This window comes from Streptomyces sp. NPDC086787 (genome assembly GCF_044745865.1).
GTDB lineage: Bacteria > Actinomycetota > Actinomycetes > Streptomycetales > Streptomycetaceae > Streptomyces.
In genome coordinates this window covers 333,964-346,897 of record NZ_JBIVBC010000002.1, presented here as the reverse complement: position 1 = coordinate 346,897, position 12,934 = coordinate 333,964, and the positions used below count along the sequence as shown (strand labels likewise).

The 12,934-nt window shown below is 72.4% G+C and carries 13 protein-coding genes and 1 pseudogene; 10 read left to right on the top strand and 4 right to left on the bottom strand.

Annotated features, from left to right (window positions below; genetic code table 11):
- Positions 1-56 precede the first annotated feature (56 nt).
- Together ACIPK3_RS07815 and ACIPK3_RS07810 are read left to right on the top strand one after the other, a co-directional pair.
- Positions 57-419 carry a nuclear transport factor 2 family protein gene (locus ACIPK3_RS07815; protein ID WP_402567228.1) on the top strand — a complete coding sequence of 121 codons (363 nt, stop codon included), beginning with the start codon at positions 57-59 and terminating at the stop codon, positions 417-419.
- Positions 407-652, top strand: a complete 246-nt coding sequence (locus ACIPK3_RS07810; RefSeq protein WP_402567226.1) for a hypothetical protein — start codon at positions 407-409, stop codon at positions 650-652. The genes ACIPK3_RS07815 and ACIPK3_RS07810 overlap by 13 nt, the downstream gene beginning before the upstream one ends.
- A gap of 16 nt (positions 653-668) precedes the next feature.
- Here ACIPK3_RS07810 and ACIPK3_RS07805 read toward each other — a convergent pair whose 3' ends face one another.
- Both ACIPK3_RS07805 and ACIPK3_RS07800 read right to left on the bottom strand, forming a co-directional pair.
- The gene (locus tag ACIPK3_RS07805; RefSeq protein WP_402567225.1) at positions 669-1,673 is read right to left on the bottom strand and encodes a CU044_5270 family protein; all 1,005 of its coding nucleotides are present in this window, start codon (positions 1,671-1,673) and stop codon (positions 669-671) included.
- Positions 1,666-2,229 carry an RNA polymerase sigma factor gene (locus ACIPK3_RS07800; RefSeq protein WP_402567224.1) on the bottom strand — a complete coding sequence of 188 codons (564 nt, stop codon included), beginning with the start codon at positions 2,227-2,229 and terminating at the stop codon, positions 1,666-1,668. The genes ACIPK3_RS07805 and ACIPK3_RS07800 overlap by 8 nt, the downstream gene beginning before the upstream one ends.
- A gap of 107 nt (positions 2,230-2,336) precedes the next feature.
- Between ACIPK3_RS07800 and ctaD the strand changes: the two genes are divergently transcribed.
- The 5 genes and pseudogenes from ctaD to ACIPK3_RS07775 all read left to right on the top strand — a co-directional run bounded on the left by ctaD (position 2,337) and on the right by ACIPK3_RS07775 (position 6,623).
- Positions 2,337-3,974: a cytochrome c oxidase subunit I gene (gene ctaD, locus ACIPK3_RS07795; protein WP_402567222.1), complete on the top strand. Its 1,638-nt coding sequence runs from the start codon at positions 2,337-2,339 to the stop codon at positions 3,972-3,974.
- A 5-nt stretch (positions 3,975-3,979) separates the two neighbouring features.
- Entirely contained in the window at positions 3,980-4,321 is a 342-nt protein-coding gene (locus ACIPK3_RS07790) for a hypothetical protein (RefSeq protein WP_402567839.1), read from the top strand.
- A gap of 71 nt (positions 4,322-4,392) precedes the next feature.
- Positions 4,393-5,511, top strand: a complete 1,119-nt coding sequence (locus ACIPK3_RS07785; protein WP_402567221.1) for an XdhC family protein — start codon at positions 4,393-4,395, stop codon at positions 5,509-5,511.
- Between the two features lie 46 nt (positions 5,512-5,557).
- The gene (locus tag ACIPK3_RS07780; protein ID WP_402567219.1) at positions 5,558-6,004 is read left to right on the top strand and encodes a MarR family winged helix-turn-helix transcriptional regulator; all 447 of its coding nucleotides are present in this window, start codon (positions 5,558-5,560) and stop codon (positions 6,002-6,004) included.
- Positions 6,005-6,033: 29 nt separating this feature from the next.
- Positions 6,034-6,623, top strand: a pseudogene (locus ACIPK3_RS07775) (isochorismatase family protein).
- 88 nt (positions 6,624-6,711) lie between these two features.
- On the opposite strand, the gene rfbD reads toward ACIPK3_RS07775, so the two are convergent.
- Positions 6,712-7,611, bottom strand: coding sequence for a dTDP-4-dehydrorhamnose reductase (gene rfbD / locus ACIPK3_RS07770; RefSeq protein WP_402567837.1), 900 nt, complete (start codon positions 7,609-7,611; stop codon positions 6,712-6,714).
- 130 nt (positions 7,612-7,741) lie between these two features.
- Complete coding sequence (locus tag ACIPK3_RS07765; protein ID WP_402567217.1) at positions 7,742-8,023, bottom strand: hypothetical protein; 282 nt, start codon at positions 8,021-8,023, stop codon at positions 7,742-7,744.
- 263 nt (positions 8,024-8,286) lie between these two features.
- On the opposite strand from ACIPK3_RS07765, the gene lanKC reads away from it, so the two are divergent.
- From lanKC to ACIPK3_RS07750, 3 genes are all read left to right on the top strand, one after another.
- Positions 8,287-10,899 (top strand): class III lanthionine synthetase LanKC, encoded by a 2,613-nt coding sequence (gene lanKC, locus ACIPK3_RS07760; protein WP_402567216.1) that lies wholly within the window; start codon positions 8,287-8,289, stop codon positions 10,897-10,899.
- A gap of 66 nt (positions 10,900-10,965) precedes the next feature.
- A complete protein-coding gene (locus tag ACIPK3_RS07755; RefSeq protein ID WP_402567214.1) occupies positions 10,966-11,082 on the top strand; it encodes a SapB/AmfS family lanthipeptide in 117 nt (38 codons plus the stop codon).
- 97 nt (positions 11,083-11,179) lie between these two features.
- Positions 11,180-12,928 carry an ABC transporter transmembrane domain-containing protein gene (locus ACIPK3_RS07750; protein WP_402567212.1) on the top strand — a complete coding sequence of 583 codons (1,749 nt, stop codon included), beginning with the start codon at positions 11,180-11,182 and terminating at the stop codon, positions 12,926-12,928.
- Positions 12,929-12,934 lie beyond the last annotated feature (6 nt).

Sequence of the window (12,934 nt, the reverse complement as noted above, 5' to 3'; positions counted from 1 at the left end):
GGTCCGGTCTCTTCGATCCGCTCTCCTCGGTCCGCGGGCTCCTGAAGGAGGTCACCATGGGCACGACGGGCTCCGGCTTCGACGCCGACACCTTGCGCAGGGGCATAGAGGGCAACACCGGGAACATCCTTCTGTCGCTCTACGCGGACGACGCGGAGATCCGCATCGTCGACCGCAACACCCAGCCCAGCCACCCCAAGGTCCTGCACGGCCGGCCCGACATCGCCGAGATGCTCGACGACGTCTACGGCCGCGACATGACGCACAAGCTGGACCGGTGCATCATCCAGGGCGACCACGCCGCCTTCACCGAGTCCTGCGAGTACGCGGACGGCGTCCGGGTCATGTCCGAGTCGATGATCACGCTGCGGGACGGGAAGATCACCGAGCAGATCATGATCCAGGCATGGGACGAGTGACGAGAAGAGTCGCGTCGGTCCAGGTCACCTCCCGGCTGACCTGGACCTTCTCGGTGCGGGCGGTGCTCGGCCGGGCACGTGGGCCGCGTCCACGGCGGGCGCTGCCGGTCGCCGCGGCGAACCGGTTGGCCTCCGCGGCCCTGCTCCGGTCGGTGATGCGGGCAGCGGGCGCCCGACCGCACCCGGTGGCTCGGCGCGCGGTGCGGGTATGGCGTCCGCGGCGGGGGCGGTGAGCCGTACCCGGTGCGGTCAGCGCATCCACACGCCGTACGACATGACGTCCCCGGCCTTCACACCGAACTGAGGGTCGGGCTTGGTGAAGGTGTACTCCACCCCGAGCGGAGTGCCGGAGGTCGGGTCCAGGATGAGCATCTGGCGGGTGTACTCCCCCGTGCAGACGTACGCCTGGCCGGTCCTCCCGAGCCTGTCCGTCACCTGACCGACGGGCCTCAGGTCCTTGCGCTCCGCGAGCACCTGGAGCAGTGCCGCCGTCTCGCGGGCGCCGAGCGTCCAGGTGTCCAGCGTGGTGATGACGGCGTCGATGAGCGTGGGAGTGCTGGGAGGGCCGTCGGGCGCTGTGCGGGCGAGAGGGTGGGCCGTCTCCTTCAGATAGGCGAGCAGTCCCTTCGCGTCGTGCGGGGGCGGTGCCTGGGGCGGGGCGTCGCTCCAGCTCGGCGGGTAGGTCGTCCGGCTGATCACGTGCCCGTCCTCGACCAGGTGCGGCTCGTCGCCCTCGTCGCTGAGCACCGGGCGGCCGGGGTGGCGCGGGTCGGTCGCCACGACGAGCTCCGTGTGGCTGTCGTCGGCGTTCCAGCGCACCACCGTTTCGTGCGGGAGGGTGACCGGCGGCGCCTTGTCGCTCATGCCGAGGCTCCACGACTGGGTGTGCGTGCCCTTGCGGAGCTTCGGTTCGCCGTCCGTCGCGGCCGCCCGGGCCAGCTCCGCCACCTCGGCCAGCGGCACCGGCACCGACCGGGCGTGCACGGCCAGCGGGCGTGGGGCGGCGATCGCGGGGGTGCTTCCGGGGCCGCCGAGCAGCGCGGTCAGGGACAGCGCGGCGACCACCGCGGTGGCGGCCAGCCCCCAGATCAGCCGGACCGGCCGGCGGCGGGCGGTGCGCGTGTGCGGGTGTTCGTCGTGCAGGAGGCGGTTGAGCCGCCGTTCGGCGTGGTGGTCCAGCGGCCCGTCGGCGTAGCGGCCGCCTTCGGCCGGGACCGGGTTGGCGGTGCGCAGGAGTTCGAGTTCGTCAGCCATGGCGGTGTTCCTTCCCGGGGGTCGTGTCGGCGGCGGGGGCGTAGGCGTGAGCGGGCGGCTGTATGTGGTCTATCTCGGCCCTCAGCCGCCGCCGGGCGCGGTGCAGCCGCATCGCGGCCGCGCGACTGCCGCAGCCGAGGGCTACGGCGATCTCGTCGACGCCGAGTTCCTCCCAGGCCGTCAGGCGCAGTACCTCCCGGTCGGCCGGGGAGAGCCGGGCCAGCGCGTCGTGCACCCAGGCTCCGGGGCCCTCGGCGTCGGGGCTTTCCATGATGTGCCGCCCGTGCGCGGCGTCGTCGTTGCCCAACCGGTCCACCAGTCTGCGCCGTCGCCCATAGCCGCGTACCGCGTTGGCCAGGCAGTTGCGTGCCACGCCGTACAACCAGGGCAGCGGGGTCGGCGGCAGGTCGTCCCGGCGGCGCCAGGCCACCGTGAACACGTCCGCCACCACTTCCTCCACCTCGCCGCTCCGCCCGTCCAGTCGCCGCGCGACATAGCGGCTGACCGCCCAGTAGTGCTCGCGATAGGCAGCGGCGAAGATCTCGTCGTTGCTCATGTTCTGTTGGTGTCCGGCAGTCCAGGAATCGTCACAGGTGTTCTTCGTGATTGTCGTCGCGTCGTACGAGTGTGACGTGCGGGGTGGGTCGTGGACACAGGCGGGGTGTGAAGAGCTTCCACACCAAGATCGTCAAATGGCTGACGACCACGGACCACAAGACCATCGGCACGCTGTACCTGACGACGGCGTTCGGCTTCTTCTGCCTCGGTGGTGTCCTGGCGCTGCTGATGCGCGCCGAGCTGGCCCGTCCCGGCATGCAGATCATGTCGAACGAGCAGTTCAACCAGGCGTTCACGATGCACGGCACGATCATGCTGCTGATGTTCGCGACGCCGCTGTTCGCCGGGTTCGCGAACTGGATCATGCCGCTCCAGATCGGCGCGCCGGACGTCGCGTTCCCGCGGCTGAACATGTTGGCCTACTGGCTCTACCTGTTCGGGTCGACCATCGCGGTGGGCGGCTTTCTGACTCCCGAGGGCGCGGCGGACTTCGGCTGGTTCGCCTACGCGCCGCTGTCGGACGCGGTCCGCTCGCCGGGCATCGGCGCCGACATGTGGATCATGGGTCTGGCCTTCTCCGGCTTCGGCACCATCCTCGGCGCGGTCAACTTCATCACCACGATCATTTGCATGCGTGCCCCGGGCATGACCATGTTCCGCATGCCGATCTTCGTGTGGAACGTGCTGCTGACCGCCGTCCTGGTCCTGCTCGCCTTCCCGGTCCTCGCGGCCGCGCTGTTCGCCCTGGAGGCGGACCGGAAGTTCGGTGCCCACGTCTTCGACGCCGCCAACGGCGGCGCACTGCTGTGGCAACACCTCTTCTGGTTCTTCGGCCATCCAGAGGTGTACATCATCGCGCTGCCGTTCTTCGGCATCATCTCCGAGGTCATCCCGGTCTTCTCCCGCAAGCCGATGTTCGGCTACATGGGCCTGGTCGCGGCGACCATCTCGATCGCCGGCCTGTCCGTGACGGTGTGGGCGCACCACATGTATGTCACCGGCGGAGTGCTGCTGCCGTTCTTCTCCTTCATGACGTTCCTCATCGCCGTCCCGACCGGTGTGAAGTTCTTCAACTGGATCGGCACGATGTGGAAGGGCTCGCTGTCCTTCGAGACCCCGATGCTGTGGGTGATGGGCTTCCTCGTCACATTCGTCTTCGGCGGACTGACCGGCGTCATGCTCGCCTCGCCGCCGATCGACTTCCATGTGTCCGACTCGTACTTCGTGGTGGCGCACTTCCACTACGTGGTGTTCGGCACCGTCGTGTTCGCGATGTTCTCCGGCTTCCACTTCTGGTGGCCGAAGATGACGGGCAAGATGCTGGACGAGCGCCTCGGCAAGATCACTTTCTGGACGCTGTTCATCGGCTTCCACGGCACCTTCCTGGTCCAGCACTGGCTGGGCGCCGAGGGCATGCAGCGCCGGATCCCGGACTATCTGGCGGCCGAGGGTCTCACCACGCTCAACACGGTCTCGACGATCTTCTCGTTCCTGCTGGGCGCGTCCCTGCTGCCCTTCTTCTACAACGTCTGGAAGACGGCCAAGTACGGCGAGCCGGTCGGCGTCGACGACCCGTGGGGCTACGGCCGCTCGCTCGAGTGGGCGACGTCCTGCCCGCCGCCGCGTCACAACTTCGTCACCCTGCCGCGGATCCGCAGCGAGTCCCCGGCCTTCGACCTGCATCACCCCGAGGTCTCCGGGGCCGGGGTCCCGCTTCCGGCGAAGGAGCTGACCGCGCCGTGACCGCGATGGACGAGCGCCCGCAGGACGTGCGGGCCCTGGTCAGCGAGATCGAAGGGCATCTGCTGCTGGCCGCGGCCCGGGAGGAGGGCCGGACCGCGGCCGCCCGGCTGACCGGACGGCTGTACTGGCTGACGGACACCCAGCGCGAGGACCTCGAGGGCCAGTTCGTGAGCGAGTACCTGGCCCTCGCCCGTACGTCCTGGCGGCGCACGGCGGAGCGGGGCGAGGAGTTGCGGCGCGAGTACGAGACCGCCTACCGGGTGCTGCGGCAGCGCCTGCTGGCCGGCTTCCTGTTCTGTTGCGCCCTGCTGGTGGGCACGGGGCTGCTGGTGCTGTCCGCGACCTGAGGAGCGTGGCGCTCCGGGGCCCGCGGGGGCGGGGATGCGACGCTGGCACGGGCCGACCGGAGGAGCGGATCGTGCGTGAGATTCTGCCGGTGCTGAGCCGTTGGTACTCGGAGCGGCTGCCGTTCGGTCTGGCCACGGTCGTCGCGGTCAGCCGGAGCACTCCGCGCGGTCCGGGGGCCGCGATGGCCGTCGGGCCGGACGACGAGGTCGTGGGGAGCGTGTCCGGGGGCTGTGTGGAGGGAGCGGTGTTCGAGCTGGCGCGGGAGGTGGTGGCGAGCGGCACGGCCCGGCTGGAGACCTTCGGTTACAGCGACGAGGACGCGTTCGCGGTCGGCCTCACCTGCGGCGGCGAGATCACCGTGCTGGTACGGCCCGTCACTCCCGAGTCGGATCCGGTGTTCGGCGCGGTCGCGGCGTCGGTGGCCCGGCACGAGCCGGTGACGCTGGCCACGGTGGCCGACGGTCCGGCACCGCGCGGGGCCACGCTCGCCGTCTGGCCCGATTCGGCGGCCGGCACGCTCGGCGCGAGCGGCCTGGACGCGGCGGTGACCGACGACGCGCGCGGCGAGCTCGCCCTGGGCGCAACCGGCCTGCGGCACTACGGGCCGGACGGCGAGCGGCGCGAGGACGACGTGACGGTGTTCCTGCACTCCTTCGCGCCGCCTCCACGGATGCTGGTGTTCGGCGCGATCGACTATGCGGCGGCGGTGGCCCGTATCGGCGACTTCCTCGGCTACCGGGTGACCGTGTGCGACGCCCGCGCCGTCTTCGCCACACCGAAGCGCTTCCCGGCCGGGGTGGAGGTGGTCGTGGACTGGCCGCACCGCTACCTGCGGGGCACCGACACCGACGAGCGCACCGTGATCTGCGTCCTCACTCACGACCCGAAGTTCGACGTTCCGCTGCTGGAGGAGGCGCTGCGGCGGCCGGCCACCTATATCGGGGCGATGGGCAGCAGGCGCACCCACGACGAGCGGCGGGCTCGGCTGACCGCGTCGGGGCTCACCGAGGCCGAACTGTCCCGCCTGCGCTCACCGGTCGGCCTCGACCTCGGTGCCCGTACCCCCGAGGAGGTCGCGGTGTCCGTGGCCGCCGAGATCATCGCACTCCGCTGGGGCGGCACCGGCACGCCCCTGAGCGTGACCACCGGCGCCATCCATCCGACGGGACACTTCGACAGCCCAGGCTGAACAGTCCGGCCTGGACAGCTACGGCTGATGGCTCTACGGTGTCCGCATGCCACAGGTCTCCGACTCCGCCGCCCGCGCCGCCCGCGACCTGCGTGTGGTGTTCAGCCGTCTGCGGCGCCGCATCCGGGAGGTGGCGCGGGACGCGGACGAGGGTGTGCTCACCCCGTCCCAGGAGTCGGCCCTCGCCCTGGTCGGCAAGCACGGAGCCGCCACCGCGAGCGCCCTGGCGTCGGCGGAGGGGGTGCGGCCGCAGTCGATGGCCACCACGCTCGCCGCCCTCGACCGGCACGGCCTGATCCGCCGCACCCCTGACCCCGACGACGGCCGACGGCAGCTGGTCACGCTGACCGAGGACGGCCGGGCGCGCGTCGCGGACAACCGGCAGGCGCGCGAGGAGTGGCTGGCCCTTGCCTTCGAGGACCGGTTCACCGAACAGGAACGGCAGACGGTCCTGGAGGCACTGCGGCTCATGGAACGGCTGTCCCACCTCTGACCCGCCCCGCTGAAAGGCACGAACGACCCATGTCACTCACCGCCCTCGACCCGCGCACGCCCTCGTCGTCGTCGATCTCCAGCACGGCATCGTCGGCCTCCCGCCCGAGCCGTACCCCGGAGCGGAGGTGGTGGCCCGCAGCGCCGAACTCGCCGACGCCTTCCGGGCCCGCGACCTGCCCGTGGTACTGGTCCGGGTCTCCTTCGCCGCCGACGGGGGCGACGCCGTACCCGGCCGCACCGAGCGCGGCCCCGGCGGACACGCGTTCCCGGCGGGCTGGGACGTCCTCGTGGACGAACCGGCCGGGCAGCCGGGCGACATCGTGGTCACCAAGCACAACTGGAGCGCCTTCCACGGCACCGACCTCGACGTCCAGCTGCGCCGCCGCTCGGTCACCCAGATCGTGCTGACCGGCATCGCCACCAGCATCGGCGTGGATTCCACCGCCCGTGACGCCTACGCGCACGGTTTCCACGTCGCCCTCGCCACCGACGCCATGGCCGACCGCGACGGCGAGGCGCACCGCGGCAGCGTCGAGCGGATCTTCCCGAAGCTCGGGGAGACCGGCACGACCGCCGAGATCCTCGAACTCCTGGCAAAGACCCACGAAGCACGCTGACTTGCTCGGTCCCCGTCTGTCGGATCACACACATCCTCAGCGGGGGCGCGCTGGCAGCACCATGGGCCCGTTGCCGCCCGTTGCCGGTTCAGCACGGCCGTGTTGGTCGCCGGGCCATCTCCTCGCGGATGCGGGGCAGGGCCTCGCGCAGGGCGGACCGCCAGTGTCTCGGCGGTGCCAGGCCGGTCTCCCGCCAGCGCTCGTGGCCGAGGGCGCTGTAGGCGGGGCGGGGTGCGGGGCGCGGGAACGCGGCGCTGCTGGTGGGCCGTACCCGGTCGGGGTCGGCCCCGGCCAACAGGAAGACCTCCCGTGCCAGTTCGTACCAGCTGGCCTCGCCGGAACCGGTGGCGTGGAAGACGCCGTGCGCCTGTTCGTCGCGGCGGAGCCGGGTGCCGAGGTCGGCGAGCCGGGCGGCGACGTCCGCGCTCCAGGTCGGCTGGCCGCGCTGGTCGGCGACGACGTCCAGGGTGTCCCGGCGGGCTTCGAGCTCCAGCATCGTTCGCACGAAGCTGCGGCCGTGCACCCCGTACAGCCAGGCCGTGCGCACCACCGCGCCCGCTCCCGGAAGCTCCTCGAGGACCGCGCGCTCGCCCGCCAGCTTGGTACGGCCATAGGCGGTGCGCGGGGCGGGCGGGTGGTCCTCCGGGTACGGGGTGGTGCGGGCGGCGCCGTCGAAGACGTAGTCGGTGGACACATGGACCAGCCGAACGCCGTGCTCCGCGCAGGCACGGGCGAGGTTCCGGGCCCCGTCACCGTTGATCCTGAGCGCCGACGCCTCGTCGGTCTCGGCGTCGTCGACGGCCGTGTAGGCGGCGCAGTTGACGACCACCTCCGGCCGGTACCGGGCGAACGCCCGCCGTACGGCCCCGGGTTCGCCGACGTCCAGAGCCGCCCGGGCCAGGCCGATCACGTCCGCACCCCGCCCGCGCAGCTCACCGACCGTGTCCCGGCCGAGCATTCCCGCGGCCCCGGTGACCAGCCACCTCAGTTGTTTCGCCGAAGTCCGAGTGATCGGCGTGATCGGCCTCATCCACGTCACCCTAGCCGTGGACGTGCCGATACGGCCGCGTCCTGCCCCCACTGCTGAACGCGGGAACGGAGCGGACGGTGCGGACGGTTCAGGTGTCCTCCGGTGCCGGTACCGCCGCCACCCGCTCCACCTCCGCCTCGACCTCGGCCCGCGGGCGGCCCTCGTCCTTCGCGTACTCACTGAGCGCGGTCTGCACATCCCGGGCCAGGTCACGCCAGGCCCGCAGGGCGGTCTCGTACGTCTCCTTGCGGGCGCCGGTCAGTTGCGCCTCGGCCGGCGGACCGTAGGCCTCGCGCAGTTCGCGGACCTGTTCCTCGGCCATGTCGGCCGCGCGCTGTTTCGCCACGAGTTCTTCGAAGGTGTGTGACACGGGAGGACCCTAGGCCCGGCGGCGGCCGGGCGCGCCCGCGACCTGCCGGTCGGGGGCCGCACCCACACCCGAGTGGCGGGTCGGCGGCGCTCCGGCGCTCGAAAAGCTCCGTATGCCCCTCCGGTGATATCGAACACCTCTTTACGTATGAGTTCCGCACGGTGAGGTCGTGACATCCGCGACTGCCCGTGGCCCCCGGCCGACTGGGAAGGTCTGTTCGCGGCCACAGCGGGGGTCGGTGAGCGGATGGCGAAGGGGGAGGCATGGACAAGCGGTACGAGGTGTACGCGCTCGCCGACGAGCACTTCTACGAAACGCCCGACCGGCTCTCGGCGGACGGGGCGGAGGCGCCGTTGTACGGCGCGGCGCGGCACCCGGTACCGAAGGGCTGGCACGCGGGGCGCACCGGCGACTGGCTGGTGCTGACACCGGTGGACGAGGCGGGGGCGCCGCTGCCCGGACCGGCCCAGGGGTGGAAGATCCACGCCTCGGCGACGGCGGCGGACGCGGAGCGGATCGCGGCGATCGTGTGGGACTACTGCCTGGCCCGCCGCATCCCCTTCAAGTTCGTGCCGGGACCGCATCTGCTGCACCTGCGCAACGCCAAGTACGCGGGCCGCGACACCAGTGGCAAGTTCGTCACGATCTACCCGGCCAACGAGGAGCAGTTGCGGGAGATCCTGACCGAGCTGGGCGCACTGCTCGAAGGCTTCGCGGGGCCGTACATCCTGACCGACCTGCGCTGGGGCGAGGGTCCGCTCTACGTACGGTACGGCGCCATCGCGCGGACCCATGTGGTGGACGAGCGGGGTTCGCTGGTCCTGGCGGTGCGCGACGGCTCGGGCACCCTGGTCCCGGACCGGCGGACGCCCTCCTTCCAGGTGCCGGAGTGGGTGACGCTGCCGAAGTTCCTGGAACCGCATCTCGCGGCCCGCAACACCACCACGGTGGGCGAACTGCCCTACCGCATCGAGAAGGCGTTGCACTTCTCCAACGGCGGCGGCGTGTACCGGGGCACCGACACGCGGGACGGGCGCCAGGTGGTGCTGAAGGAGGCACGGCCGCACGCGGGGCTCGCCGCAGACGGGGCCGACGCGGTGGCCCGTCTCGCACGGGAGAAGGATGCCCTGGAGCGGGTCGCCGGGACCGGTGTCGTACCGGAGGTGCGGGACTGGTTCACCCTGGGCGAGCACAGCTTCCTGGTGATGGACCACCTGGAGGGTCATCCGCTCAACTCCTGCTTCGCGCGGCGGCATCCGCTGCTGGTCCAGGATCCGGACCCGAAGGCGGTCGCCGACTACACCGCGTGGGCGCTGCGCATCCACGCGGCGGTCGAGAAGGCCGTGGCGGCGGTGCACTCGCGCGGGATGGTCTTCAACGACCTGCACGTCTTCAACATCATGGTGGCGCCCGACGAGGAGTCCGTCTTCCTCATCGACTTCGAGGCCGCGGCCCCGGTGGAGGAGAACGGCCGTCAAGTCGTCGCCCACCCGGGCTTCTTCGCCCCGTCCGACCGCAGGGGCACGGACATCGACCGGTACGCGCTGGCCTGTCTGCGCATCGCCCTGTTCCTTCCCGTCACCACGCTCTTCGTGATCGACCGGGGCAAGGCGGCGCACCTTGCGGAGGTCATCGCCGAGCAGTTCCCTGACGTGCCGCGGGCCTTCCTGGACGAGGCGGTCACCGAGATCACCCGAAACGTTCCGGGCTCGACGCGGGACGGGTCCCACCCGGTCCCCTCCCTCGTGGTGCCGGGCGACTGGCCCTACAGCCGGGACTCGATGGTGAAGGCGATCCTCGCCTCCGCGACACCCGAACGCGCCGACCGGCTCTTCCCCGGTGACATCGCGCAGTTCTCCGACGGCGGCGGACTCGGGCTGGCGCACGGCGCCGCCGGGGTGCTGTACGCGCTCGCGGAAACCGGCGGCGGCCGGTACGACGAGGGCGAGCGCTGGCTCCTCGAACACACCGCGCCACCCCCGCCCGGTACCCCGCTCGGCCTGTACGACGGTCTCGCCGGCGTCGCCCACGTCCTCGACCGGCTCGGGCACCGGCAGCGGGCCCTGGACCTGGTCGACGGGATCCTCAGGGAGAACTGGCGCAAGCTCTCCTCCGACCTGCACGGCGGACTCGCCGGCCTGGGCCTCGCCCTGGACGGCCTGGCCCGCACGACCGGCGAGACGGAGCTGCGCGAACGGGCGGCCGAGGCCGCGGACATCCTCGTACGGCGCCTCGCCGAACCACGCCCGGACACCCCCCGGCGACGGGCCGGGCTGTTGCGGGGCGCGAGCGGGCCCGCGCTGTTCCTGATACGGCGGTACGAGGAGACCGGTGAGCCCGAACTGCTGGCGGCCGCCGCCGAGGCGCTCCGCCGCGACCTGGAGTGCTGCGTCGTCCGGGAAGGTGGCGCGCTGGAGGTGGACGAGGGCTGGCGCACCCTGCCGTACCTCGGCGACGGCAGCGCCGGACTCGGCATGGTCCTCGACGACTATCTCGCGCACGCCGCCGACGAGGGCGGGGAGTTCGAGCGGGCCCGCGCGGCCGTGGTCACCGCCGCCACCTCCCGGTTCTACGCGCAGCCCGGTCTGTTCCAGGGCCGCGCCGGGCTGATCCTGCACCTCAGCCGCACCGGCGCGCCGGGAGCCACCCCGGCCCGGCTGGCCGGACAGATCGCGGGGCTCGGCTGGTTCGGCATGTCGTATCAGGGCCAACTCGCCTTCCCCGGACACCAGATGATGCGGCTCTCCATGGACCTCGCCACCGGAACGGCAGGGTGTCTGCTCGCGCTCGCGGCGGCCCTCGACAGTGCCGGCACCGCGCACCTTCCGTTCCTGCCGCCCCTCGGGCGGCCCACACAACGCGGCTCCGCAACCTGACGGAGTCGTGACACGAACCCCGTCCCCACAGACGAGGGATTTCACCCCAGGGAAAGGACAACCCCCATGGCACTTCTCGACCTTCAGACGATGGAGTCCGACGAGAACCACGGCGGCGGCGGCGCCAGCACGGTCAGCCTGCTCTCCTGTGTCTCGGCGACGAGCGTTCTGCTCTGTCTCTGACCGACACCGTGGTCGAAGCCCCGGGCGGCCCTCTCCTCTCCGGAGGGGAGCCGTCCGGGGCTTCCGCCCGCCCGACCGGACGTGAGGCCCGCTGGCGATGACGAACCGTGCCGAGAACCGTGCCGAAGACGGACCCGATCCGGCGGCGGCGCACACCCGTTCCCTGATGCGCGCGGTGACCCGGTACGGCGGTGCCCGCGCGGCCGCCCTGTGCGCCGTGACCATGGCCGCCACCACGGCCGGGCTGCTGCTGCCCGCGACTCTGGGCCGCACCCTGGACCTGTTGCTGGCCCACTCTCCCGCCGGCCGCTGGCTGTGGCTCAGCGCCGCGCTGGTGCTGCTGCTCGCCGTGCTGGACGCCGCCGCGACCGTGCTCGGCGGCACGCTCGACGCACGGTCCACGGCGTGGCTGCGCGACCGGGTCACCGGGCATGTGCTGGCGCTGGGCCCGCGGGCGACGGCACGGTTCGGCTCCGGTGACCTCGTGGCCCGGCTGGTCGGCAGTGCCGCGCAGGCGGGCACCGCGCCCGGCGCCCTGGCGTCGCTGCTCGCCGCGCTCGCCGGGCCCGTCGGGGGTGTGGTGGCACTCGGGCTGATCAACCCCTGGCTGGCGGTCGTACTGCTGGCCGGTGCCCCCGTCCTGGTCCTGCTGCTGCGGGCCCTCGCCCGGGACACCACCGAGTGCGTGACGGACTACCAGCGGGTGCAGGGCCGTATCGCGGGTGCTCTCGCGGAGGCGGTCGGCGGTGTCCGCACCATCCGCGCGGCGGGCACCGAGGCCCGCGAGACGGCACGCGTCCTGCGGCCGCTGCCGGAACTGTCCGCGGCCGGTCACCGCATGTGGCGGGTGCAGGGGCGGGCCGCCGCGCGGGCGGTCGCGACGGCCCCGATGCTGCAACTGGGCGTCGTGGCCGTTGCCGGAGTGCTGCTCACCCGGCACCGGCTGTCCGTCGGCGACGTCCTCGCCGCCTCCCGGTACGCGGTCCTCGCCACCGGGGTCGGAGTGCTGGTCGGACGGATCTCCGCGCTGTCCCGGGCCAGGGCGGCGGCCCGTAGGCTGGGCGAGGTCCAGGCGATGGCGGCGCCCCGCCACGGGAGCGACACACTGCCACCCGGACCCGGCCGCCTGGAGCTGCGCGGGGTGACCGTGCGGCGGGGCGCGCGCACCGTCCTCGACGAGGTCGACCTGCTGGTACCCGGCGGCACCACGCTGGCCGTGGTCGGCCGCTCGGGCACCGGAAAGTCCCTGCTGGCGGCCCTGGCGGGACGGCTGGCCGACCCGGACTCGGGTGAGGTCCTGCTGGACGGCGTGCCGCTGCCCGACCTCGGCCACGACAACCTGCGCGGAGCGGTCACCTACGCCTTCGAACGCCCGGCCCTGCTCGGTACGACGATCGCGGACACGATCGCCTTCGGTGTGACCGCTCCCCCACCCGGCCGGGTCCGGGACGCCGCCCGCAGAGCCCGCGCCGACGACTTCGTGCGCCGACTCCCCGACGGCTACGCCACCCCCGTTGCCCGCGCCCCCCACTCCGGCGGGGAGTCCCAGCGGCTCGGCCTGGCCCGCGCCTTCGCCCACGGCGGGCGCCTGCTCATCCTCGACGACGCCCTGTCCAGTCTCGACACGGTGACGGAACACCACATCGCGCGGGCACTGCTCGCCGACGGCACACACTCCACCCGGCTGCTCATCGCGCACCGCACGGCGACGGCGGCCCGCGCCGACACCGTGGCCTGGCTGGACGGGGGACGGATACGGGCCGTGGGGACACATGAGGAACTGTGGCGGGACGCGGACTACCGCGCGGTCTTCGGGGACGCCGACGCGGCGGGGGTGCGGCGATGACCGGCC

Coding starts and splice junctions, on each gene's coding strand:
- ACIPK3_RS07815 (WP_402567228.1), top strand. CDS start 57: ATGGGCACGACGGGCTCCGGCTTCGACGCCGACACCTTGCGCAGGGGC.
- ACIPK3_RS07810 (WP_402567226.1), top strand. CDS start 407: ATGGGACGAGTGACGAGAAGAGTCGCGTCGGTCCAGGTCACCTCCCGG.
- ACIPK3_RS07805 (WP_402567225.1), bottom strand. CDS start 1,673: ATGGCTGACGAACTCGAACTCCTGCGCACCGCCAACCCGGTCCCGGCC.
- ACIPK3_RS07800 (WP_402567224.1), bottom strand. CDS start 2,229: ATGAGCAACGACGAGATCTTCGCCGCTGCCTATCGCGAGCACTACTGG.
- ACIPK3_RS07790 (WP_402567839.1), top strand. CDS start 3,980: ATGGACGAGCGCCCGCAGGACGTGCGGGCCCTGGTCAGCGAGATCGAA.
- ACIPK3_RS07780 (WP_402567219.1), top strand. CDS start 5,558: ATGCCACAGGTCTCCGACTCCGCCGCCCGCGCCGCCCGCGACCTGCGT.
- lanKC (WP_402567216.1), top strand. CDS start 8,287: ATGGACAAGCGGTACGAGGTGTACGCGCTCGCCGACGAGCACTTCTAC.
- ACIPK3_RS07755 (WP_402567214.1), top strand. CDS start 10,966: ATGGCACTTCTCGACCTTCAGACGATGGAGTCCGACGAGAACCACGGC.
- ACIPK3_RS07750 (WP_402567212.1), top strand. CDS start 11,180: ATGACGAACCGTGCCGAGAACCGTGCCGAAGACGGACCCGATCCGGCG.